This is a genomic window from Pedobacter sp. (genome assembly GCF_046462515.1).
Taxonomy (GTDB): domain Bacteria; phylum Bacteroidota; class Bacteroidia; order Sphingobacteriales; family Sphingobacteriaceae; genus Pedobacter.
In genome coordinates this window covers 335,813-358,079 of sequence record NZ_JBKGVD010000008.1, presented here as the reverse complement: position 1 = coordinate 358,079, position 22,267 = coordinate 335,813, and the positions used below count along the sequence as shown (strand labels likewise).

General features: G+C 37.6%; 22 protein-coding genes. 13 read left to right on the top strand and 9 right to left on the bottom strand.

The genetic code is table 11. From position 1 onward, the window contains the following. Positions 1–52: 52 nt before the first annotated feature. The 5 genes from yidD to ACLHG9_RS09605 form a co-directional block, all read right to left on the bottom strand. Complete coding sequence (yidD, locus tag ACLHG9_RS09625) at positions 53–283, bottom strand: membrane protein insertion efficiency factor YidD (RefSeq protein ID WP_410221280.1); 231 nt, start codon at positions 281–283, stop codon at positions 53–55. Continuing rightward, positions 270–665, bottom strand: coding sequence for a ribonuclease P protein component (gene rnpA / locus ACLHG9_RS09620; protein ID WP_410221279.1), 396 nt, complete (start codon positions 663–665; stop codon positions 270–272). Before rnpA ends, yidD begins: the two co-directional genes overlap by 14 nt. A 61-nt stretch (positions 666–726) precedes the next feature. Next, positions 727–885 carry a 50S ribosomal protein L34 gene (gene rpmH / locus ACLHG9_RS09615; RefSeq protein WP_013632808.1) on the bottom strand — a complete coding sequence of 53 codons (159 nt, stop codon included), beginning with the start codon at positions 883–885 and terminating at the stop codon, positions 727–729. 101 nt (positions 886–986) lie between these two features. Further along, complete coding sequence (locus tag ACLHG9_RS09610) at positions 987–3,356, bottom strand: endonuclease MutS2 (RefSeq protein WP_410221278.1); 2,370 nt, start codon at positions 3,354–3,356, stop codon at positions 987–989. A 1-nt stretch (position 3,357) separates the two neighbouring features. Next, positions 3,358–3,741 carry a DUF4296 domain-containing protein gene (locus tag ACLHG9_RS09605; protein ID WP_410221277.1) on the bottom strand — a complete coding sequence of 128 codons (384 nt, stop codon included), beginning with the start codon at positions 3,739–3,741 and terminating at the stop codon, positions 3,358–3,360. Between the two features lie 55 nt (positions 3,742–3,796). Between ACLHG9_RS09605 and ACLHG9_RS09600 the strand changes: the two genes are divergently transcribed. From ACLHG9_RS09600 to ACLHG9_RS09580, 5 genes are read left to right on the top strand one after another with little or no spacing between them, the layout of a single operon-like run. Further along, positions 3,797–4,498, top strand: coding sequence for a YggS family pyridoxal phosphate-dependent enzyme (locus ACLHG9_RS09600; protein ID WP_410221276.1), 702 nt, complete (start codon positions 3,797–3,799; stop codon positions 4,496–4,498). Further along, positions 4,488–4,955: an N-acetyltransferase family protein gene (locus tag ACLHG9_RS09595; RefSeq protein ID WP_410221275.1), complete on the top strand. Its 468-nt coding sequence runs from the start codon at positions 4,488–4,490 to the stop codon at positions 4,953–4,955. The genes ACLHG9_RS09600 and ACLHG9_RS09595 overlap by 11 nt, the downstream gene beginning before the upstream one ends. Beyond that, positions 4,952–5,758 (top strand): DUF3298 domain-containing protein, encoded by an 807-nt coding sequence (locus tag ACLHG9_RS09590; protein WP_410221274.1) that lies wholly within the window; start codon positions 4,952–4,954, stop codon positions 5,756–5,758. The genes ACLHG9_RS09595 and ACLHG9_RS09590 overlap by 4 nt, the downstream gene beginning before the upstream one ends. After that, entirely contained in the window at positions 5,758–7,023 is a 1,266-nt protein-coding gene (locus ACLHG9_RS09585; RefSeq protein WP_410221273.1) for an aspartate kinase, read from the top strand. The genes ACLHG9_RS09590 and ACLHG9_RS09585 overlap by 1 nt, the downstream gene beginning before the upstream one ends. 11 nt (positions 7,024–7,034) lie before the next feature. After that, positions 7,035–8,219 (top strand): class I SAM-dependent methyltransferase, encoded by a 1,185-nt coding sequence (locus tag ACLHG9_RS09580; RefSeq protein WP_410221272.1) that lies wholly within the window; start codon positions 7,035–7,037, stop codon positions 8,217–8,219. Here the strand turns inward: ACLHG9_RS09580 and ACLHG9_RS09575 are convergent. From ACLHG9_RS09575 to ACLHG9_RS09565, 3 genes are all read right to left on the bottom strand, one after another. Then, a complete protein-coding gene (locus ACLHG9_RS09575; protein WP_410221271.1) occupies positions 8,197–9,117 on the bottom strand; it encodes a DUF72 domain-containing protein in 921 nt (306 codons plus the stop codon). The two genes, ACLHG9_RS09580 and ACLHG9_RS09575, sit on opposite strands and share 23 nt — an antisense overlap. Positions 9,118–9,191: 74 nt before the next feature. Next, positions 9,192–10,277 carry a serine protease gene (locus tag ACLHG9_RS09570; protein WP_410221270.1) on the bottom strand — a complete coding sequence of 362 codons (1,086 nt, stop codon included), beginning with the start codon at positions 10,275–10,277 and terminating at the stop codon, positions 9,192–9,194. Positions 10,278–10,280: 3 nt separating this feature from the next. Beyond that, positions 10,281–10,847 (bottom strand): RNA polymerase sigma factor, encoded by a 567-nt coding sequence (locus ACLHG9_RS09565; protein ID WP_410221269.1) that lies wholly within the window; start codon positions 10,845–10,847, stop codon positions 10,281–10,283. 365 nt (positions 10,848–11,212) lie between these two features. Between ACLHG9_RS09565 and ACLHG9_RS09560 the strand changes: the two genes are divergently transcribed. The 6 genes from ACLHG9_RS09560 to ACLHG9_RS09535 all read left to right on the top strand — a co-directional run bounded on the left by ACLHG9_RS09560 (position 11,213) and on the right by ACLHG9_RS09535 (position 16,984). Next, positions 11,213–11,410: a hypothetical protein gene (locus ACLHG9_RS09560; RefSeq protein ID WP_243362862.1), complete on the top strand. Its 198-nt coding sequence runs from the start codon at positions 11,213–11,215 to the stop codon at positions 11,408–11,410. Between the two features lie 359 nt (positions 11,411–11,769). Continuing rightward, positions 11,770–12,603: a prephenate dehydratase gene (locus ACLHG9_RS09555; RefSeq protein ID WP_410221268.1), complete on the top strand. Its 834-nt coding sequence runs from the start codon at positions 11,770–11,772 to the stop codon at positions 12,601–12,603. Between the two features lie 102 nt (positions 12,604–12,705). Beyond that, entirely contained in the window at positions 12,706–13,848 is a 1,143-nt protein-coding gene (locus tag ACLHG9_RS09550; RefSeq protein ID WP_410221267.1) for a chorismate mutase, read from the top strand. A 74-nt stretch (positions 13,849–13,922) separates the two neighbouring features. Further along, positions 13,923–15,179, top strand: a complete 1,257-nt coding sequence (gene aroA / locus ACLHG9_RS09545) for a 3-phosphoshikimate 1-carboxyvinyltransferase (protein WP_410221266.1) — start codon at positions 13,923–13,925, stop codon at positions 15,177–15,179. An 80-nt stretch (positions 15,180–15,259) separates the two neighbouring features. Continuing rightward, positions 15,260–16,357 carry a chorismate synthase gene (aroC, locus tag ACLHG9_RS09540; protein WP_410221265.1) on the top strand — a complete coding sequence of 366 codons (1,098 nt, stop codon included), beginning with the start codon at positions 15,260–15,262 and terminating at the stop codon, positions 16,355–16,357. A 9-nt stretch (positions 16,358–16,366) separates the two neighbouring features. Next, positions 16,367–16,984, top strand: coding sequence for a DUF1684 domain-containing protein (locus tag ACLHG9_RS09535; RefSeq protein ID WP_410221264.1), 618 nt, complete (start codon positions 16,367–16,369; stop codon positions 16,982–16,984). 665 nt (positions 16,985–17,649) lie between these two features. Here the strand turns inward: ACLHG9_RS09535 and ACLHG9_RS09530 are convergent. Further along, entirely contained in the window at positions 17,650–20,073 is a 2,424-nt protein-coding gene (locus ACLHG9_RS09530) for a thiamine pyrophosphate-dependent enzyme (protein ID WP_410221263.1), read from the bottom strand. A gap of 137 nt (positions 20,074–20,210) precedes the next feature. On the opposite strand from ACLHG9_RS09530, the gene ACLHG9_RS09525 reads away from it, so the two are divergent. Together ACLHG9_RS09525 and ACLHG9_RS09520 are read left to right on the top strand one after the other, a co-directional pair. Beyond that, positions 20,211–20,603 carry a DUF1573 domain-containing protein gene (locus ACLHG9_RS09525; protein WP_410221262.1) on the top strand — a complete coding sequence of 131 codons (393 nt, stop codon included), beginning with the start codon at positions 20,211–20,213 and terminating at the stop codon, positions 20,601–20,603. A gap of 64 nt (positions 20,604–20,667) precedes the next feature. Beyond that, positions 20,668–21,864 carry a pyridoxal phosphate-dependent aminotransferase gene (locus ACLHG9_RS09520; protein ID WP_410221261.1) on the top strand — a complete coding sequence of 399 codons (1,197 nt, stop codon included), beginning with the start codon at positions 20,668–20,670 and terminating at the stop codon, positions 21,862–21,864. The last annotated feature ends 403 nt before the right edge of the window (positions 21,865–22,267 follow it).

The following is a 22,267-nucleotide window of genomic DNA, read 5'->3' as shown; positions in this document are numbered from 1 at the left end:
CAGATGCAAATATAGGCTAATTATGGATAAGGAAAGAGATTAATCTAAATACTCAGGGTACGGGATCATGTCCGTGCCTGCCCCAGGGATGGCACCTGCCAATACGCTTTAAAGTTAACCAGCCACCTTTAAATGGGCCATACTTTTTTATGGCTTCTATACCATATTGCGAACATGTAGGTGTGTAACGGCAATTAGCACCAAGTAAAGGTGAAATAAGCCATTGGTATAATTTAATGATCCCTAAAAATAACAGAGAAAATATTTGTTTAATTATTCCCATTTTCGGCCATGTTCTGGATAAGCTTTTTAAGCATACCATTCATTTTTTTCTCAAAAAGAGCGTAACTGTAAATTTCTTTACCTACATACTGTACGGATAATAACAATACGGTTTGTGGTATACTTAAATGATCGTATAGAAGTTCCTGTTTCTGTTTACGGTAAGCTTCTTTGGTAAGCCGTTTGATCAAATTCCTATCTACAGCACGTTTATAACGTTTTTTTGCAACATTAATTACAACCTGAACCGGAAAATCATGAGATTGGGGAACTGAAAGGTAGGTCACCCTGAAAGGGTAAAATAAAAAAGAAGAGCCTTTTTTAAATAGTAAGTCTAACGACTTTTTACTACATAAACGCTCTTCTTTTTTAAATGTGTTCATTTTTTTGATTGCTTAAGCTGCAGACTGATTGCCGTGCCTACTTAAATTGGCAATCAAAAAATTATGCTTTATGACGACGTTCGTCTGAAACTGTCAATCTTTTTCTTCCTTTTGCACGGCGAGATGCTAATACTCTTCTACCGTTAGCTGTAGCCATTCTTTCGCGGAAGCCATGTTTGTTTCTTCTCTTTCTTTGCGAAGGTTGGAAAGTTCTTTTCATAACTGTATAATATCTTAACTAAAGTTTTTTAATAAGAGGTGCAAATATAAAGGCATTTTTCCAAAAAAGCAACAAAGATTAGTTTTTTATTTTAACAAAAATCATTTTAAGTAAACATAGGTTATACCGTCTCCTCCCCTGTCTAAATGCTCATCTTCAAAATGAGAGATTTCTTTGTAACTTTTCAAATGATTGCGGATCAGTTTACGTAAAATGCCATCGCCTTTGCCATGTATGATTTTGATGGATGAAAAGCCTAACATAATGGCTTTATCCAAATAGTTTTCAATCTCCTGGATAGCATTCTCACCCCGCATTCCTCTTACATCCATCTCAGCCTTAAAATTAGATAAAGCTTCATTTAAGCTTCCTGAATATGAACTGCCCTGTGTAATCTTTTTAATCTGCTTTTTACTGACTTTCTGTAATTTTTTGCGTTTCACAACAGACCTCAGTTCTCCAAACGCAATCACACAATTGTCTTTGTTTAGCTCCAATACCTGTCCTATGCTTTCTGTTCCGATCAATTGCACCCAATCGCCAACTGCCAGTTCAGAGTGGTCTATTTCTACAACAGGCTTAGGCTCTGGCTTAATCTCATTTTTTTGCAAACCTTTTTGCAAATTTTGCCTTAATTGCTTGGTAACTTCCTTATCTGCTTGTTTTTGCCTGATCTGGGCTATGGTATGTTCTACTAATTTATTGGCTTCTTTAATAATATTTTGTGCTTCGATCTTAGCATCTTTAACCAATTGCTTTTTGTTTTCTTCAAAAAACAGCTTTTGCTTTTCGTTCTCAGCTATCAGGTTATTGTATTTATTTTGCTGATTTGACAACTTAACTTTAGCCTCATGTAGGTTTCTTTTTTCTCTTTCCAAACTTACCAGTAAGCTATCGAGGTTATTCTGACTGGATCCTATCTTTTCTTTGGCTAAATTCAAAACTTCTTTTTGTAATCCTATATTCTGGGCTATTTCCAGTGCATAAGAACTTCCGGGTTTGCCAATATCCAAAATATACAAAGGCTTCATTTTATGGTTGTCAAATAGCATCGAAGCATTTTCAAGACCTTCGGTATCTCCGGCAAAAAGTTTAAGATTAGAATAGTGTGTGGTAATTACTCCTCTTATCTTCTTGCGATTGAGCACCTCTAAAACCGCCTCTGCCATAGGTCCGCCAAATTGCGGGTCAGTTCCTGTTCCAAATTCATCTATCAAAACCAAAGTTTTAGCGGAAGCGTGCTCTACAAAATACCGCATCTTTTTAAGATGGGCACTATAGGTACTTAAATCAGATTCTATAGACTGATCATCACCTATATCTGCAAATATTTGTTGAAAAACACCTACCTCACTATGCTCATCGGCAGGTATAAGCAAACCGCATTGCAGCATCAGCTGTAATAGGCCTACAGTTTTCATACATACAGATTTACCGCCTGCATTGGGACCCGATACAACAACAATTCTTGTTTTTTCATCAAGCCCTATATTTAAAGGCACCACTGCTTTTTTTTCTGCTGCAAAAGAAAGCATCAATAAGGGGTGTCTGGCATTAATGAGCTTTGTTTTAGGCTCTTTTAACAGAACGGGCATATTGGCCTCAATATCTATAGCAAACAAGGCCTTTGCCCTTACAAAATCTAGTTTGGTTAAAAAAGAGTGGTAAGACAACAAAATAGGAATATATGGTCGCAGGTTATCGGTTAATGCAATCAGTATTCTGATGATTTCGCGTTTGCGTTCAAATTCAAGGTCTCTTAATTTATTATTTAATGTAAAGACCTCTTCGGGCTCTATATAAACCGTTTGCCCGCTGGCAGACTCATCATGTACATATCCTTTTAACTTACGTTTATTTTCTGCCAGTATCGGAATACAAATTCGTCCGTCCCTAACGGTAAGGCTACCATCTGCAACCCAGTTATTGCCAATTGCCATCTTATAAATGGCATCCATTTTTTTTCTTACTTCCTGCTCTCCCTTTAAGATAGCAGTTGTAATATCAAAAAGCTCTTTAGATGCATTGGGTTTTATCTTTCCCTTAGCATCCAGAACAGTTTCTATATGAGTTAAAATACCACGTTCAACCGGAAGATGCTCAAAAAGAGCCTCTAAATTTGGATACACATCTTCACGTTCATCAAAGAACCTGATCACAACAAATACAGTTTGTAACGAGGTGTAGATTTTAAACAGTTCTTCTTCTATCAGATAAGCTCCCTCAACCTTAATTTTATCGGCCAAAGTTTTGATATCAAAAAAAGTGTTGATCTGTAAAGGTTCCTGGTTTTCTAAAATGCTTTTAAATTCACTGGTCTGTTTCAGAAATTTCTCAATCTGATCAAAACGGGTCATTACCTGCATTTTCGAAACCAGATTTTGCCCCATTGTGCTTAAGCAATGTTTATGAACCAGCTGTCTTATTTCGTTAAAGCCTAATCTCTCTTCGCAATTATCCGGGTATAACATTTTATTCAACAGGTTTTAAAGTGAGTTTCTTAGCAGCCCTTTCGCTTTCTTTTTCCCGCTCCTTTTTTAGTGTTTCTGTTATTCTTTCGTACATTTTGTTAAACAAGTCGGGATTCTTATAGTAATAAGAAAGGCTTTTGTTGTACAGAGCAGAATCTACGGCATATTTTTTATAAATGCCCTTATATAAAGGAGCTGAAACTTTTTTTGCGCTATCCTGATTAGCCAGTGTAGTAGCGTAACCATCAACCACATGAATATCATATAAGATCTTTTCCATCTTATCAGGCTGAATAATATCTTTTGGTATGCCCGGTTTACAGCTAAAAAGCAGGGTAGCTACAAAAAGAAGTGCAAATACTGGTCTAAAGGTCAAAATATTCATCTTTCTTAGGTTAAATTACGCTAAGGTTACTAATTTTGGGTAAAAATACTGATAAATGAGCATTGCCAATAACTTATTAAAATATAAAAATGAAATTGAAGCGCTGAACATTAAACTGGTAGCGGTTTCAAAAAACCATTCTGCCGATGCGGTTATGGAAGCTTATAATGCCGGGCAAAGGGTGTTTGGCGAAAATCTTGTTCAGGAAATGGTTGATAAACAAGTTAATTTACCTGCCGATATTGAATGGCATCTGATAGGCCATTTACAAAGCAACAAGGTAAAATACATTGCCCCTTTTGTTAAACTTATTGAATCTGTAGATAGCTTAAAGCTACTTAAAGAAATTAACAAACAGGCCGAGAAGCATCAACGTATAATTGATTGCCTGTTACAGATCAATATTGCCGATGAAGAAACCAAATTTGGTTTAGATTTTGACGAGGCCATAGAATTATTGCGATCAGAAGAATTTTCTACTTTAAAAAATATCAGGATCATTGGTTTAATGGGAATTGCGACCAACAATGCTTCAGAAAAGCAGACCAAGGCTGAATTTAATGAGTTAAAGGTGTTATTTGACGGATTAAAGCTAAGTTTCTTTAGAGATAAAGACTATTTCAAAGAGATTTCAATGGGCATGTCTTCAGATTATAAGATAGCCGTAGAAGAAGGGAGCACAATGGTAAGAATAGGCAGCAGTATTTTTGGTAAACGTATTATTAAACACTGGAAATTACAGCAGAATGAAAATTGAGATCAGAAAAGCCGTTAAAGAAGATTGTGCCCGCTTGTTAGAGCTGATCCATGAACTGGCTGTATATGAAAAAGCACCTGAAGAAGTAACCGTTACACTTGATGAATTTATAGATGCCGGTTTTGGTTCAAATAAAGTATGGGATGCTTTTGTTGCTGTAGATAATGGCATCATTGTAGGAATGGCCTTATATTACATCCGTTATTCTACCTGGAAAGGCTGCAGATTGTATCTTGAAGATTTCCTCGTTACGAATGATTACAGAGGCAAAGGAATAGGTAAAATCTTATTTGATCGTGTGATAGAAGAAGCCAAAGACAAAAATTACAATGGCATGAACTGGCAGGTATTGGAATGGAATGCTCCGGCTATTAATTTTTATAATAAATATGGTGCAAGTTATGATGCCGAATGGCTGAATGGTTCATTTTCTAAAGAAAAACTCCTTACATTATGAAAAACGTATCCTTAAAAACAACGCTATTTTCCCTATTCATTGTGCTGTCTTTTTTTGCATGCCGCAATGAACAAAAAAAGAGCGGTGATCAAACAACAACAGATACTTTAACTTATAAAATTGAACGTATACAGGTATTAAGCAACTATATCCCAAAACAACAGGATGAGGTAAAAGATACCACAAAGGCTACCATTTCATACCCATTGTTTCAGAACAAGGCTTTGAATGATTATCTTTTAAAACAGGTATTTAATTTTTTCTCTCAGGAAGAACCTCCTACCTCTTACCAAGATGTTGCTAACAGCTTTGTTAAAGGTTATGATGAATTTGCGAATGAGAACAAAGATTATACACATAGCTGGTACTTAGATATCAACATCAAACCGATGAGTCAATTTAAAAATTATATTGCATTGGCATATACGCATAGCGATTACACAGGTGGCGCTCATGGTTCGCACAACATCATCTATCTTAATTTTGATCCCATTCAGAACAAACCTTTAACTTTAGATAGTCTTATAGAAAATGGCTCTTCAGTTAAACTAACTGCTTTAGGTGAACAGATCTTCAGAAAAGACGAAAAATTAAGTGCAACTGAACCGCTTATCGAAAAGTATTTCTTTGAAAACGGAAAATTTATATTGCCTTTAAACTTCTATGTGGGCAAAAATGGTCTGGTATTTTTGTACAATGCTTATGAAATTAAGCCTTATGCTGCCGGAACTACAGAACTTGTAATCCCATTTGATCAATTAAAAGGGATATTAAAACCTCAATATATAACTGCAAAAAATTAATGTACATATATAAATTTGGCGGCGCATCGGTAAAAGATGCTGCCGGTATCAAAAACGTAGCTCATATCATTAAAAATTATGGCGAAAAGCAATTATTGGTAGTGGTATCTGCTATGGGTAAAATCACTGATCAATTAGTGGCCCTGACCAATGCGCATGTTAATAACGATGAGCATAAACATTTCCTTTTTGAAGAAATAAAAGCATTTCACTACCGGATTATGGAAGAATTATTTACAGACCATAAAAATCCGATCTATAATGATGTTGCCAATACTTTTGTTGAAATAGAGTGGTTGCTCGAAGAAGAGGCACAAGACAGTGCCGATTACCTATATGACCAGATTGTAGCTGTAGGAGAACTGGTATCTTCCAGAATACTGGCAGCTTATTTAAGTTTAACAGGATGCGTAGGGATTTGGCAGGACGCCCGTAACTATATTAAAACAGATAATAATTATACTGAAGCAAATGTATTTTGGGATAAGACCATCCACGAAATCCAGAAACATCTGCCTTCTTATACAGAAAATGGCATTGTAATTACTCAGGGGTTTATAGGCAGCACAAGTGAGAACTTTACCAGTACTTTAGGCCGGGAAGGTTCTGATTATTCTGCGGCCATTTTTGCTTCAGCTTTAAATGCAAAATCAGTAACTATCTGGAAAGATGTACCGGGCGTACTCAACGCCGATCCTAAGTGGTTTGATGAAACAGAGCTTATTCCGCATCTTTCTTATCATGATGCCATAGAGTTAACTTATTATGGAGCTACGGTTATCCATCCTAAAACAATTAAGCCGATCCAAAATAAAGGAATTCCTTTGTATGTAAGGTCATTTATCCATCCCGAAGGCAAAGGGACAATGATCAATAATACCGAGGCTCCTCTACCGGTGCCTTCTTTTATTTTTAAAGTAAATCAGGTATTAATCTCTATTTTTCCGAAAGATTTTTCTTTTATTATAGAAGAGAACTTAAGTCATATATTTGCTATTCTTCATCGCAACAAGGTAAAAGTAAATACCATGTTGAATTCAGCAATCAGTTTTTCTATCTGCGTAGATAACCAAGCACATAAAATAGAGGCTCTGCTAAAAGATCTTTCTGAAACTTTTAGGGTAAAATACAACGAAAACATGGAGCTGGTAACGATTAGATATTATAACCAGCAAACCATTGACAGGGTTACCATAAATAAAGAAGTATTGTTAGAGGTAAAAAGCAGACATACCTGCCAGATGGTAATGAAAGACAAAAATTAATACGGCATATTTTGAATACACATATTTTAGACGAGGCAGTTCAGCACTTTATTAATGAGCATTTAAATAGAGATGTAAATAAGATCGCCTTGTCTAAACCGGTTTTTGAACATGTAAATAACAGTGAGCTGGCCAATCAGATCGCTGCCAAAAAGAAATCTGCACATAAATTACCTACCTGGTTTCATACCGATTACATTTATTATCCTCCTTTATTATCCATAGAGCAATGTTCATCAGAGCATACAGCTATTTATAAATCCAAACTAGCAAAAGGCAGCAGTTTGATCGATCTTACCGCTGGTTTTGGTGTAGATAGTTTTTTCTTCTCAAAAGAAGCGAAAAAAGTCATCAGTTGTGAAATTGATGCAAACCTGGCCGAAATTAATGCATACAATGCCGAATTACTTGGGGCAGACAACATCAAAGTATTAAATACAAATGGTATAGCCTATTTAGAGAGTGGCGAAGATATTTTTGATACCATTTATATAGATCCTGCCAGGCGTAACCAAAACAACAAGGTTTTCATGCTTAAAGATTGTAACCCTGATGTGGTACAATACCATGCTCTACTTTTGGCCAAAGGAAGTAGAGTAATCATTAAAACCGCACCTCTCTTAGATATCATTGCAGGCTTAAACGAATTAGAAAATGTAAGCGAAATCCATATTTTAAGTGTTAAGAACGAATGCAAGGAGTTACTATGGGTATTAGATAAAAATGCCGATAGTAGCGCAATTAAGGTTATCTGTGCAACCCTAAACGATCAGGGCACCAAATACTTTTCTTTTCATACGGGCGAACAACAGGTAAGTGTTGATTATGCAGATATACACGTTAATGGTTATTTATACGAGCCAGATGTTGCATTGCTAAAAAGTGGAGCATTTAATTTAATCGGAATAAAATATGGTTTAAATAAACTTCATGCGCAAAGCCATCTGTATTTTTCTGAAGAGGCCAAACCTGATTTTGCCGGACGCATCTTTAAGATTGAAAAAATCCTAAAAGTTAATGAGCTCAAAAAAGAGAAAGATTTGCAAGGCAATGTTATTGTAAGAAATTTTCCTGACAAAGCCGAAAGCTTAGCCAAAAAATACAAAATAAAACCACACCAAACCCAGTTCTTAGTCTTTACACAAGATGCAGAGGGTTATAAGGTTATAGATGCTAAAATAATTCAGCATTATTGATAAAATTTATCCGTTTTAAACCTGCTCCCAGCTCTTTATCAAAAACTTCTATGGTATAATCGGCTATGATAGGTGTATCTTTCTCATCATGCTGATGCAGGAAAAAATAAACATCTTCCAATCCTCTATCTAACCAGCTTTTCAAACGCATTGCCCATTCATCCACTCGCTTTTTATCGGAATCTAAATATTTGCCGCCATTACCTACAAATCTTATAAAGGCTTTAGGTGTGCTCAATTCCATATGCACGCAATCACGCCTGCCACTGGCATCTGTTATGACTGCTCCTTTATTTAAGCTTGCTAATAAGGTAAACAGGTCTTTTCTGGCTTTGCTATCTTTAAACCAGTCTGTATGCCGTACTTCAACAAACATATTCAGATCAACAGGTAAAAGCGTTAAGTAATTTTTAAGGGCATCAAAGTTCTTAGGGCCAAAATTATCGCTGAGCTGCAAAAAACATGGCCCCAGATATTTACCAAAGTTATGAATAGCCTGAAGGTATAAATCAGTTTCTGGTTGCGCATTTACCAGACGTTTAATATGGGTAATGTTTTGGGTAAATTTAGGACAGAACAAAAAATCCTGCTTTGCGTTATGTTCTGCTATTTCTTTCCATTTTACAATCTGCTCTGCTTTAGGAATTCCGTAAAAAATGGCATTGAGTTCTATGGTATTAAAATGCTTTACATAATGCATCAAGAAATCCTTTTCTTTGGTTTTTGGAGGATAGATCAGATTTATCCATTCTTTTCTGCCCCATTTGGCACAGCCTATATAAAAACCGGCATCAGCTCTTTTTTTACCTTTTAAGGTAAGCAAAGTTTGCCTACCATCAGCTGGCAGCGTAAAATCAATGGTATTGATCTCATTTTCCAAAACTTTTCCAAACTCCATATAATGTCTCTCTTTAAAACAATAAATCCCCGAAACTTTTCAATTCCGGGGATTTAAATTTATTAAGTATCTGCTTAATTATAAACTTTAATCATAAAAACATAATCCTGCATTTTTTCTACCTGCTTATTACGTTTTAAACCCTGTAGCTGGCTTTTCTTGCCATAAGCCACTTTTCTGTTCAATGAATCTTGCGGAATGGCATTCAAAGCTTCCATGATGTATTTAGATTTTACCGCAAAGGTAGCTCCATCTGTTTTATTTTCTTTACCGTTAATGATACCCACTATATTGCCGTTATTATCTAGCAAAGGGCCTCCGCTGTTACCCGGATTTACCGGAATAGCCACTTGATAGGCCAAAGTATCGCCGTTTATACCAGTTTTAGAACTTACATAACCATCACCCAATACGATGTCATCTTTAGGGAAACCTAAAGTAAATACGGGTTCGCCTATACCTGATAAGCCTCTGCGAATGGCATATGGAAGCCCTGGAAGGTTAAAAGATTTATCTGTGATCTTTAAAATAGCAATATCGTTCTGCGAATCTGTATAAATAGCGTTAACCTTATAAGATATACCTTTATTGTTTTGAACATATACAGAATCTGCACCGCTAATCACATGATAATTGGTGGCAATATAACCATTGGCAGAAACCGCAAAACCCGTACCTCCAAATCTTGCTACAGGTGTTTTATTTGTTGAGCTGTTTTTAGAATTAATGTTACGGATAAGATTGTTCTGAGAGCGTTTCAATTGTGCCAAATCCCGGCTCATGGCCTCAAAACTACCTGCCTGTTTACTGTTATTCTGTATAGAATAGATAGAAACCATAGCTAAGATCAAAAAAGAGGCCGCTACAGCAATAGCCGCTTTATTATTTCTCCATAACTGTATAAGCTTAGAAGGGTGTGGTTTGTATGCCTCTACTAAAGTATCAACATCTATTTGACTATGTGCATGGTTTAACTGCTCTTTAAGCTTAACAACTGTAGAATATTGTGCCATAGCATCTAAAAATACCTTATGTGCAACTACTTTATGATCTACTATAGGATCATTCTTTCTCAGTTGCTCAAAAGCCTCACGCTCGGCAGTATTCAGCTTATCGTTAAGATAATCTTCAATAATTGCTTCTAAATCCGCTTCTCTCATTATTCAGTTATTAAAAAACAGTTTCTTTAACCTTTGTAAACATTTATATTTCTGCGTTTTTGCATTATCAGCATTGGTATAGCCAAATTTTTCGCAGATATCCTGCATGGATAAATTATGAATATAAAAGTCTTGTATAATGGTTTTACAAGGTTCGCCTAAATTTTCGAGCGCTTGCTGCATTTTATCAAATTGAATGTCTTTTTGTTCATGCTGCTCTACATCATCATCTACCACTAAAACCTCTTCAAAATCTGCAATGTTGCTCGTTTTTTTATTGCGCTGGGTTAGCTTTTTTAACCATATTCTCCTGCTTACAGAATAAATATAGGTTTTTAGCTTGCTACTTAACTCAAAACTCCCTTCCTTTACTTTATTATAGAGTACAATAATTGTTTCCTGGTAAACATCTTTAGCTTCATCTTCATCACCGCTGTTGTTCAAAATAAATTGCAGCACCATCGGAAAGTAAGCCGCATACAATTTGTTTAACGCATCTTCGGAGTTATTGAGTATGCCTAAAATTACCTCTCTGTCTGTTGGAAACTGATTATTAAACTTTATATTCACCTATTAATACGTTAAAACTCAAATGGTAACCCAAAAATTTAAAATTAATATTAATTGCGCTGCTTTTATTATTCTAAAACGCAAAACTATTAATATTGCACATAAATCCTCTACTTAAATCGCAGATTAAATATTTAGGTAAGTTATGATTTTCTGTAAGTGAAAAGTTAAACATATAGGTGTATCTTCATATTTTCAGGCAGGTAATCTTTAAATAGATCTATTTTAAAAAACTAAAAATCAACACCTTAAGATAAAAATCAAAAAAAAATGATTTTTTTTTCAAAGTAGTGGGTTACCTTTTTACCTTTGCGGCATTAAGAGTAAAATTTAATTAATTAATTATTTTAAACAGAAAATTCAAAATGAAAAATTTATTTAAACTTGGCTTCGTAGCTTTCGCTTTAACTTTAACTGTAGCTGCTTGTTCATCAGAGAAAAAAGCAGAAGGTACTGACACTATCGGTACTGATACTACTATCAAAGCTGATACTACAGTAACTGATACAGTTGTTAAAACTGATACTACTGTTAAAGCTGATACTACTACTGTAAAACACTAATAGTAATAGTCAACAAACAATTATAAAAAAAGCAGCGAGTTAATCGCTGCTTTTTTTATGTCTATTTTCTTTCTTCTGGTGCCATTCCTTCTATTTTAAATTAACAGTTGCTCCCTCCTTGCTTTCATACAAAATAATATTCCGCAAAAATTATTTTAAAATAAGTCTTGACAAATTAAATTTGTTGTGTACATTTGACACCGAAAAGCAAAAATGAATATTAATACTACATATTGGTTCGGTTACTTTTACTACTTTAGTAAGAGCCGGGACTGATATGCAAAAAATATAAGCAAATAAAATATTTTGTATAAGAAAGTCCCGGCAAAACGCCGGGACTTTTTTTGTTTAAAGCATTTATGAAAAATAAACCCAGAGTAGCCATACAAGGTATAAAAGCATCGTTTCATGAAGAAGCGGCCTACAAATTCTTTGGTAAAGAAATAGAAACCATAGAGTGCAATTCGTTTAAACAAACTTGCGAAAAGCTTGAAAATAACGAAGCTGATTTTGTGATCATGGCTATTGAGAACTCTATCGCAGGCAGTCTTTTGCCTAATTATACACTTATCAGAGAATACAATTTTGCGGTAACAGGCGAGGTTTACTTACCTATCCAGCTACATCTTTTAGCTTTACCCGGTGTAAAATTTGAGGATGTAAAGGTTGCTACTTCTCATCCTATTGCCATTAGACAATGTGTTGATTTCTTTGACGATTTTCCTCAAATAACCGTAATTGAAGGCAATGATACCGCCGCTTGTGCCAAGAAAATAAAAGACGAACAACTGAAAGATACCGTAGCCATAGCAAATAGTCTTGCCGCCGAATTGTATGGGTTAAATATTTTGGAAAGACGTATCGAATCAAACAAAAAGAACTTTACCCGCTTTCTTATCCTGGAACAAAACAAGAATGAGCAGGAAAAGCCGATTAATAAAGCCTCTATCTGTTTCCAGGTTGGAAACCATGTAGGTGCACTGAGCAAAGTGCTGCAAATTTTTGCTGAATTAAATGTAAATCTTACCAAAATACAATCTATGCCTGTTCTGGGTAAAAGAAATGAATATTATTTCTACGTAGATATGGAATGGAAAGAAATGGAAAATTATGATACGGCCATACGCAGAGTGCTGAAATACACCGTTAACTTTAATATTATGGGCGAATACCTAAAGAACGATAAGGTTTAAGGAGTCTGAAAGTTGAGAGACGGAAGTCTGATAGCTGAAGTTCAGAAATGAACAACAGAAATAAATAAATGAATAACGAACAATAATAAATATCCTAAATAAATGAAACTAAATTTAAACATCGAACCTTTAAGCAATTGGATCAGCGTAACAAATGAACCTTTGCTCATATCGGGGCCATGCAGTGCCGAAACTGAAGATCAATTGTTAACCACTGCGCATTTACTGGCTGCAACCGGTAAAGTAAGTGTATTGAGGGCTGGTATCTGGAAACCACGTACCCGTCCGGGAGAGTTTGAAGGTATTGGTAGTATTGGCCTTGAATGGTTAAAACGTGCAAAAGCTGAAACAGGTTTACCTACTGCTGTTGAAGTAGCCAATGCTAAACACGTAGAAGAGGCTTTAGCTGCTGGTGTAGATATCCTTTGGATCGGTGCGCGTTCTACTGTTAACCCTTTTACCGTACAAGAAATTGCCGATGCCTTAAAAGGTCACGATGTTCCCGTTCTGGTAAAAAACCCTGTTAATCCCGATCTGCAATTATGGATTGGTGCTTTAGAACGCATCAACAAAGCCGGCATTACCAAATTGGGTGCTATACACAGAGGTTTTTCTTCTTTTGAAAAAAGCTCTTTCCGCAATGAGCCGATGTGGGAACTTGCCATTCAGTTAAAAACACTTTGTCCTGAATTGCCTATTATTAACGACCCAAGCCATATTTGCGGTAACCGCGAGCTGATCCCATACATTTCGCAAAAAGCACTGGATCTGAATATGCAGGGCTTGATGATCGAATCGCACTTAGATCCTTCAGTAGCATGGACAGATGCCAAACAACAGCTTACTCCTGCTGCCGTTAATGAATTAATGGAGCGTTTAACTGTTCGTGAACCTGATTCTAAAAATGAGGCTTTTGCCGATAAACTGACCGAATTGCGTAAGCAAATTGACAAGATAGATGATCTGTTATTGCAAAAATTAGGCGAGCGTATGGCCATTGTTGAAAAAATTGGCGAATACAAAAGAGATAACCAAGTAACTATTTTACAAGTAAACCGTTGGGATGAAATCAGTAAAAAGGGTGCTGCTTTTGCAAAAGCCCTGAAATTAGATACAGCATTTACTGAGAAGTTTTTAGAGCTGGTACATAGTGAATCTATTAGAAAGCAAACTGAGATTATGAACAATATGAAGGAGGCGGCAAAAGGTATCGCTGCTGAAAATCATGCTGAATTAAAGGCTTAAACTTATCACCATCAGGATATTTAATTTACGGGGAGGTCTGGGCCTCCCTAACCTTAGCTAATTTATTTCGTACAATGCACAAGAACGCCGTTATATCATTCAAAGGCCCTAAACATATCGATGCAGAGATCTTTTTAACAGGCTCAAAGAGCGAATGCAACAGAGCACTGATCATTCATGCGTTAAGCCATAAGCTTGTTAAGGTAGAAAACCTATCTAACGCGGCAGATACTGTAACCTTGCACCAGATCCTCAATCAATTAACATACTCAACCGCGCAGGAGCAAACCATTGATGTTGGTCCGGCGGGTACTGCAATGCGTTTTTTGGCGGCATATCTTTCGGCCAAGAACGGTAATTTTCTGTTAACAGGAACCGAGCGAATGAAACAACGTCCTATTGGCATCTTAACTGAAGCTCTGAATGATATTGGCGCCCATATTGCATATGATGAAAAAGAGGGCTTCCCTCCTTTAAAAATCAAAGGACCATTAGCTCAAAAAAAGAACCATATCAAAATTAAAGGGGATATCAGCAGCCAGTATATCTCCGCATTGCTGATGCTTGCTCCTACTTTACCATTAGGTTTAATTTTAGAGATCGAAGGTGAGCTCACTTCTAAACCTTATGTAGATATGACCTTAGCCATGCTGGCTGAATGTGGTATCTCTTATGAATGGAATGAAAATCTTATCGCTATCAAGCATCAGGATTTTAAACCTACCACGCTTATTGTAGAGCCAGATTGGAGCGCAGCCTCTTATTGGTACAGCATTGCGGCTTTAGCTGAAAGCGCTCAGATCAGTTTACCTCATCTGCGCGAACAAAGCTTGCAGGGCGATAGCCAGATCAGTACCATTATGAAGATTTTTGGTATAAATACACGTACCATTACTAATGGTATTGCTTTTACAAGAGATGGGGAGGTGAAGAATACAACAACAGCTACATTAGACTTAAAAACTTGTCCAGATCTGGCACAAACTATTATTGTTGTAGCTGCTGCCTTAGGGCTTAACCTATCGTTTACAGGGCTGGAAACCTTAAAAATAAAAGAAACCAACAGAGTAGCGGCTTTACAAAATGAACTAGCTAAAATAGGCGTAAAGCTCCATGAAAATGGGCTTATCTATACCTTAGACTGTTCTGCGCTTTCTTTTCCAAAGAAAATAACCGTGGCTACTTATGAAGATCATCGTATGGCCATGGCCTTTGCCCCTTTGGCTTTATTAATTGATGAGGTAGAGATTGAAGATTATATGGTAGTTGAAAAATCTTATCCTTATTTTTGGGATGATTTGAAGAAAGCGGGATTTGAAGTTAGTATTTAGTACAATGTATTTTAGACTATTCCAAATCTCCTAAACTATATAAACAAGGTTAATTCATCTAATTACTAAATACTCAAAACATGGCTGGCAACTCATTTGGACAACTTTTTCGCATCACTACTTTTGGCGAATCGCATGGAACAGCAATCGGTGTAATCTTAGATGGTTGTCCGGCCGGATTGAATATTGATTTAGATTTTATACAGGCCGAGCTTGACAAAAGAAAGCCAGGGCAATCAAAAATTACCACACAGCGTAAAGAAAGTGATACGGTACAAATTCTTTCGGGCGTTTTTGAAGGAAAAACCACAGGCACGCCCATAGCCATGCTTATTCCTAACGAGGATCAGCGCAGCAAAGATTATGGCCATAATGTGGATGTGTACAGGCCAAGCCATGCCGATTATGTATATGATGCCAAATACGGCATCAGGGATCATCGCGGGGGCGGACGTTCATCGGCAAGGGAAACCGCAGCAAGGGTGGCAGCCGGAGCTATAGCTAAATTGTTGCTGAAAGCACACGGCATTAGCATTTTTGCCCATGTTACCGCTGTAGGAAAAATCAACGCTCCTCATATTGAGCTTAATCAGCTTGATGAGCTGCTTAAGATAAGAGAGGGAAATATTGTTCGTTGCGCCGATCCCGCCACAGCCAATGATATGATCGAGTTTATTGATAGTGTGCGCAAAGACGGGGATACGGTCGGTGGCAAGATCAGTTGTATCATCAAAGGCTGTCCGGTGGGTTTAGGGGAACCTGTTTTTGATAAATTACATGCGGATTTAGGCAAGGCTATGCTGAGCATCAACGCGGTGCATGGTTTTGAGTATGGCTCTGGTTTTGAAGGCACCGAATTACGGGGTTCTGAGCACAATGATATTCCTCTTCCTAAATCAGCAGATTCCAACCAGTTTAAAACTATTACCAATTATGCAGGAGGTATCTTGGGAGGTATCTCAAACGGTATGGATATTACTTTTAAAGTTGGCTTTAAACCCGTAGCCACCATTATGCACAATCAGCCTACCATCAATGCCGCCGGAGAAGCAGCAGAAATAAAAGGCAAAGGCCGACATGACCCTTGCGTTGTGCCAAGAGCGGTTGTAATTGTAGAAGCAATGGCCGCTTTGGTTATTGCCGATCATTTATTAAGGAACAAAACCGTAAAATTGTAAATCTGTACTATGCGTAATTTACTGATTGTCTTTTTCTTATTTGTTGCCTCATTGGCCCAGGCTCAAAATTTCAAAGCTGAAACCGAGCAGCACAGGATTAAATACAAAGAAGATTTTATTACCAATGAACATTCGCCCTTAAAGGAGGCGGATTTGAAATATCTTAACTTTTTTGATGCCGACAGCAGCTATAAAGTAAGAGCCAAAGTTAAACTGCTCAGCAATGAAAAGCCTTTTAAAATGCCAACTTATGCTGGCACTACTGCCGAATATGTAAAATATGCGGTTTTAAGTATGCAGGTGCATAATCAACCGGTACAGCTTACGCTTTATAAAAATGTTGCTTTGTCTCAGAACCCGGTTTACAGGGATTATTTATTCTTGCCTTTTACGGATCAAACCAACAACAAAGAAACTTATGGTGGCGGACGTTACATGGACTTGAAAACTTCTGACATTGTAAAGGATAAAATAGAGATTGATTTCAATAAGGCTTACAATCCTTATTGTGCTTATAGCGATGGTTACCGTTGTCCTATTCCTCCTGAGGAGAACGATCTTAGCTTAGCCATTAAAGCTGGAGAGAAAAAGTATAGTGGAGAAAAGAAGAAAAGGGATTTGAAGTAGTTTTACGCTTATAGATTCTGAAATGAATTCAGCATGACGCACATTGGGTGTTTGTGCTCAGCATGACTTATAGGGTGTGCAGCATGGGGTGTGATGTTTAGCATGACGCATTGGTTAAAGACACTAAGATTGTCACATTGAGCCTGTCGAAATGTAATTCTTGTCTTATAAATTTCCTCTATGCCGGAAGGGCATCTTCTTTTTTCTTGATAAAAAAGAAGGAAAAAATCAAGGCTGCTTATTTTTCTTTTGATGTGAGTAAACAGGCCAATTGGTGCATGCCGAAAAATAAGAGACCGGAAAGGAGCTTAACGTAGGGGCACTAAGATGCTAACTCGGAGCGAAGTGGAAAGCTACGAAGTAAATTCATTTTAGCGTCTAATATTTCCTCGAGTTAGATGCTGAAACGAGTTCAGCATGACGTGGAGGGATAATATGACGTGAGGGAATAGTATGACGGAAAATGGTTATAATGGACAAGCTGTACTATAAACAGGTTTAGGTTAACAAAAAAAGCCTCGCATCAATATTTGATACGAGGCTTTTGGTTTTATTTGGATGCTGAAACCAGTTCAGCATGATTCGTTTATTTAAAGGCACTAAAGTACACATTTCGACAAGCTCAACCTGACATCAGCTTTTTGCTGTTTGTATCCTTGTTTGTATTAAAACAAATTCGGGTATTTTGATGGGTTCGAATCTGAAATCATCGCGTAAACTGCTTCTATAATATCATCAACCGATGGTTTGGTAAAATAATCCCCGTCTGATCCATATGGTGGCCTGTGCGCTTTAGCTGCCAAAGTTTTAGGTTGCGCATCAAGGTAAAAATAACCTTTCTGTACTTCCAATACTTGTTGCAGGATAAAAGCCGAAGCTCCTCCCGGAACATCCTCATCTACGATCAACAGTTTATTGGTTTTCTGTAAAGATTTAGCAGACAAATGTTCGGTATCAAATGGCAACAGGGTCTGTGGGTCGATAATTTCAACTGAGATGCCCAATTGCTCCAATTCTTCTGCTGCTTCTTGTACTAATCTTAAGGTAGAACCGTATGAGATTACGGTAATATCCGTACCACTTTTCACAATTTCGGCCTTGCCTAAAGGTACTGTAAACTCGCCGACATTATCGGGTAATTTTTCTTTTAAACGGTAACCATTTAAACATTCAATTACCAAGGCAGGTTCATCTGATCTGAATAAAGTATTGTACATACCCGCGGCCTGTGTCATGTTTCTCGGTACACATACATGCATTCCTCTTAGCGAGCTTAAAATCATGCCCATTGGCGAACCTGAATGCCATATCCCTTCTAAACGATGTCCTCTGGTACGCACAATAACCGGGGCTTTCTGTCCTGCTTTTGTACGGTATGATATGGTTGCCAAATCATCGCTCAGTACATTGAGCGCATATAGCAAATAATCTAAGTATTGGATTTCGGCAATAGGTTTTAATCCTCTTAAAGCCAAACCTATACCCTGTCCTGCAATAGTCATTTCTCTGATACCTGTATCTGAAATGCGAAGCTCTCCATATTTGGCCTGTAAACCGGCAAATCCCTGGTTCACATCTCCAATATAACCCAGGTCTTCTCCAAATGCCAATAAACGCGGATCGCGGGCAAAGTTCGAATCGAAACAAGCGTTAAGCACTTCCCTACCATCGATCATCTTCGCATTTTCGCCATAAACAGCAGGCACTATAGTAACATCTTCAGGTTTTTCTAAAGTTTCGGTATGTAGTTTCGAGCTATAAGCTTCTTCAAATACATCTACATGATCGGTGTACCATTTTACCAAAGCTCTCCTATCTGCATTGTCTATATTCAAACTCAACCTTATGGCTTTTCTGGCCGCAGCTACTACATCTCTGCGCAAAGCATCTGGTGTAGCGGCCAATTGCGAAGCTATCTTTGCTAAAACATGGTTGCCATTAGCCAGGTTATTGATCAGTTTAATAACCTCGGCCTGTTCTTGTCTGATGATATCCAAGAACTCGTTCCATGCTTCTTTCTGGGTATCTTTAACGAATTTTTTAGCTGTTTCTTCTAATTCGGTTATTTCTTCGTCGGTTGCAATGGCAGATTCTATCATCCAAGCACGCATTTTTACGATACAGTCGTGCTCACGCTCCCACTCTAACCTGTCTTTATCTTTATAACGTTCGTGCGAACCAGATGTAGAATGTCCCTGTGGCTGTGTAAGTTCTGTTACATGGATCAACACTGGTACATGCTCCGTTCTGCAAATATCAATAGCTTTTTGGTAGGTTTCGCATAAAGCCGGATAATCCCAACCTTTTACCCTGAAGATTTCATAGCCATTAGTTCCTTCTTCGCGCTGAAATCCTTTTAAGATCTCTGAAATGTTTTCTTTGGTGGTCTGATATTTAGAGGGAACGGAGATTCCGTATCCATCATCCCATATGGAAACCGCCATAGGAACTTGTAATACGCCTGCGGCATTGATCGATTCAAAGAATATACCTTCGGATGTTGAGGCATTACCAATAGTACCAAAGGCTACTTCGTTTCCGTTAACAGAGAAATTCTTTAGGTAACCGAGTTCTTTATTTTGCCTGAACAGTTTTGAGGCATAGGCCAAGCCTACTAATCTTGCCATTTGTCCGCCAGTTGGCGAAATATCTGACGAGCAGTTTTTGATTGCTGTTAAATCTTTCCACGAACCGTCTTCATTTAAGGAACGGGTAGCAAAATGGCAATTCATCTGACGGCCTGCCGATGCCGGATCGGCCTCTACATCGGGGTTTGCGTATAGTTGTGCAAAAAACTCTTTTATGGTAGATATACCTGCGGCAAATGCAAATGTCTGGTCTCTGTAATAACCTGACCTCCAGTCGCCTGCCTTAAAAGCTTTAGCCATTGCAATTTGAGGTACTTCTTTACCATCGCCAAAAATACCGAACTTGGCCTTTCCTGTTAGTACTTCTTTTCTGCCTAACAAACTGGCCTGCCTGCTTTCAAAAGCTATGCGATAATCATTTAGAACGATCTTTTTAAAATCGTCGAAACTAAGTTCTGAGGTATCTATCTGGTTGGTTATAAGATTTCCGGTTACTATCATACACAAAAATTTTATTTCGGCTCAAAGATACGATTCTTAAAGTTTATGGCTCAATTTAGAGGGCAAATAATATTTGGCTCGCAATTTGTTCTGTCTTTTTAAAATAAAATATTAGCTTTGTTTAAAACCTGAACATTATGAAAAAGATAGTTTTAATTTTTGCTTTGATACTCGGGATCGGTGTAATGGCAAAGGCGCAAAATAAACCTGCCGAGTTTAAGTTTGAAACTGAAACTCATGACTTCGGCAAGATACCTCTTAACAAACCTGTATCTTATACTTTTAACTTTACCAATGAGGGTGACCAGCCTCTGATCATTTCTAATGTAGAAACCACTTGTGGCTGTACCGTTGGCGAGTACACCAAAACCCCGGTTAAAAAAGGTGAGAAAGGTTATGTTAAAGTAACCATTACCAAGGGTGGTGCTCCGCTTCCTTTTAACAGCACGGTAACTTTAACTTCTAATGCACGTACCACCACCAAGGTATTGTACCTGAAAGGTGAAACGGTAGCTGAATCGAGCAAGTAAAATTTTACAAAATATTTAAGCTTTTAAACCCCGTTATTTAGCGGGGTTTTTTATTTTTGCTGTTATGCCAAAAATCTCAGAAAAAGGGCACCTGATGCCCGCTTCTCCTATTAGAAAATTAACTCCTTTTGCTGATAAGGCAAAAGCCGAGGGTAAGAAAGTTTTTCATTTAAATATTGGTCAGCCTGATATTGCCACCCCAGAGGTGATGCTCAATGCGGTAAAGAATATCGATTTTAATGTATGGGCTTATACGCCTTCTGAAGGTACTTTAGCTTACCGCACTAAATTAACCGAATATTACAATAAGCTGGGTTATAACATTACGCCTGATCAGATCCTGGTAACCGTAGGTGGTTCTGAAGCTATTACCATTGCCATGCAAACTTGCGTAAATGAGGGTGATGAAATCATTATTCCTGAGCCTTTTTATGCCAATTACAATGGTTTTGCCTGTATGAGCAATGTGGTGGTTAAACCGATCTTATCTTATATTGATAATGGTTTTGCTTTGCCTCCTATTGCCGAGTTTGAGAAACTGATCACTGAAAAAACCAAAGCGATTATTATTTGCAACCCGAATAATCCTACTGGTTATTTGTATTCAAGGGAAGAGCTAGAGGCTTTAAAGGCACTTTGCCTGAAATATGACCTTTTCTTATTCTCTGATGAGGCTTACCGCGAGTTCTGCTATGATGGCAGGGAGTTTATCTCGCCTATGCACCTGGATGGTTTAGATGAGAACGTGGTGGTAATGGATACGGTTTCTAAACGTTACAGTGCCTGTGGTGCGCGTTTGGGCTGTTTAATTACCAAAAACAAGGAGGTGATCCAATCGGGATTGAAGTTTGCGCAAGCGCGTTTAAGTCCGGGTATGGTTGAGCAGATTGCCGGTGCCGCTGCTGTTGATACGCCTGATAGTTATTTTGAGGCGGTTAGCCAGGAATATACCTTGCGCAGGGATACGCTTGTTGGTCGCTTGAACAAAATTGATGGGGTGTACTGCCCTAACCCTGGGGGTGCTTTTTATGTGGTGGCCAAATTGCCTATTGATGATGCGGATGTTTTCTGTCAGTGGATGTTAGAGCATTTCTCGCACCATAACCAAACGGTTATGATGGCGCCTGCTACGGGTTTTTATTCTACGCCGGGTTCTGGAAAGAATGAAGTGCGTATGGCTTATGTGCTTAACGTTGATGATCTGAATGCGGCTATGGACTGCCTTGAAATTGCTTTACAGCAGTATCCGGGCCGTGTATAGTTTTGATTTTTTATAAAGGTTAATGATAGCCCCGGGTTTAGTTCTGGGGCTTTTTTGGTTTAGGGGCAAGGGGTTAATTGTTGAGATGGTTAATTGGTTAATTGATTAATTGTTGAATGAGTTAATTATTGAACCACATAGGCATATAGAAATACAGGGGTTAATTGTTGAATGGGTTAATTGTTGAGTTGTACAGCTTTTTTATCATTCTTCTAAATAAGATAGACCCTGACCACATAATAGCTACAAGACCTTAAAGAAAAATAAATAAAGGCTTGTAAAATGAATTTACTCCATAGCTTTCCGCTTTGCTCCAAGTCAGTATCTTACTCGAGGGGACACAGACCCTGAAATGAATTCAGGGTGACGGCAAATAAATAGTAGTCGTCATACTGAACTTGTT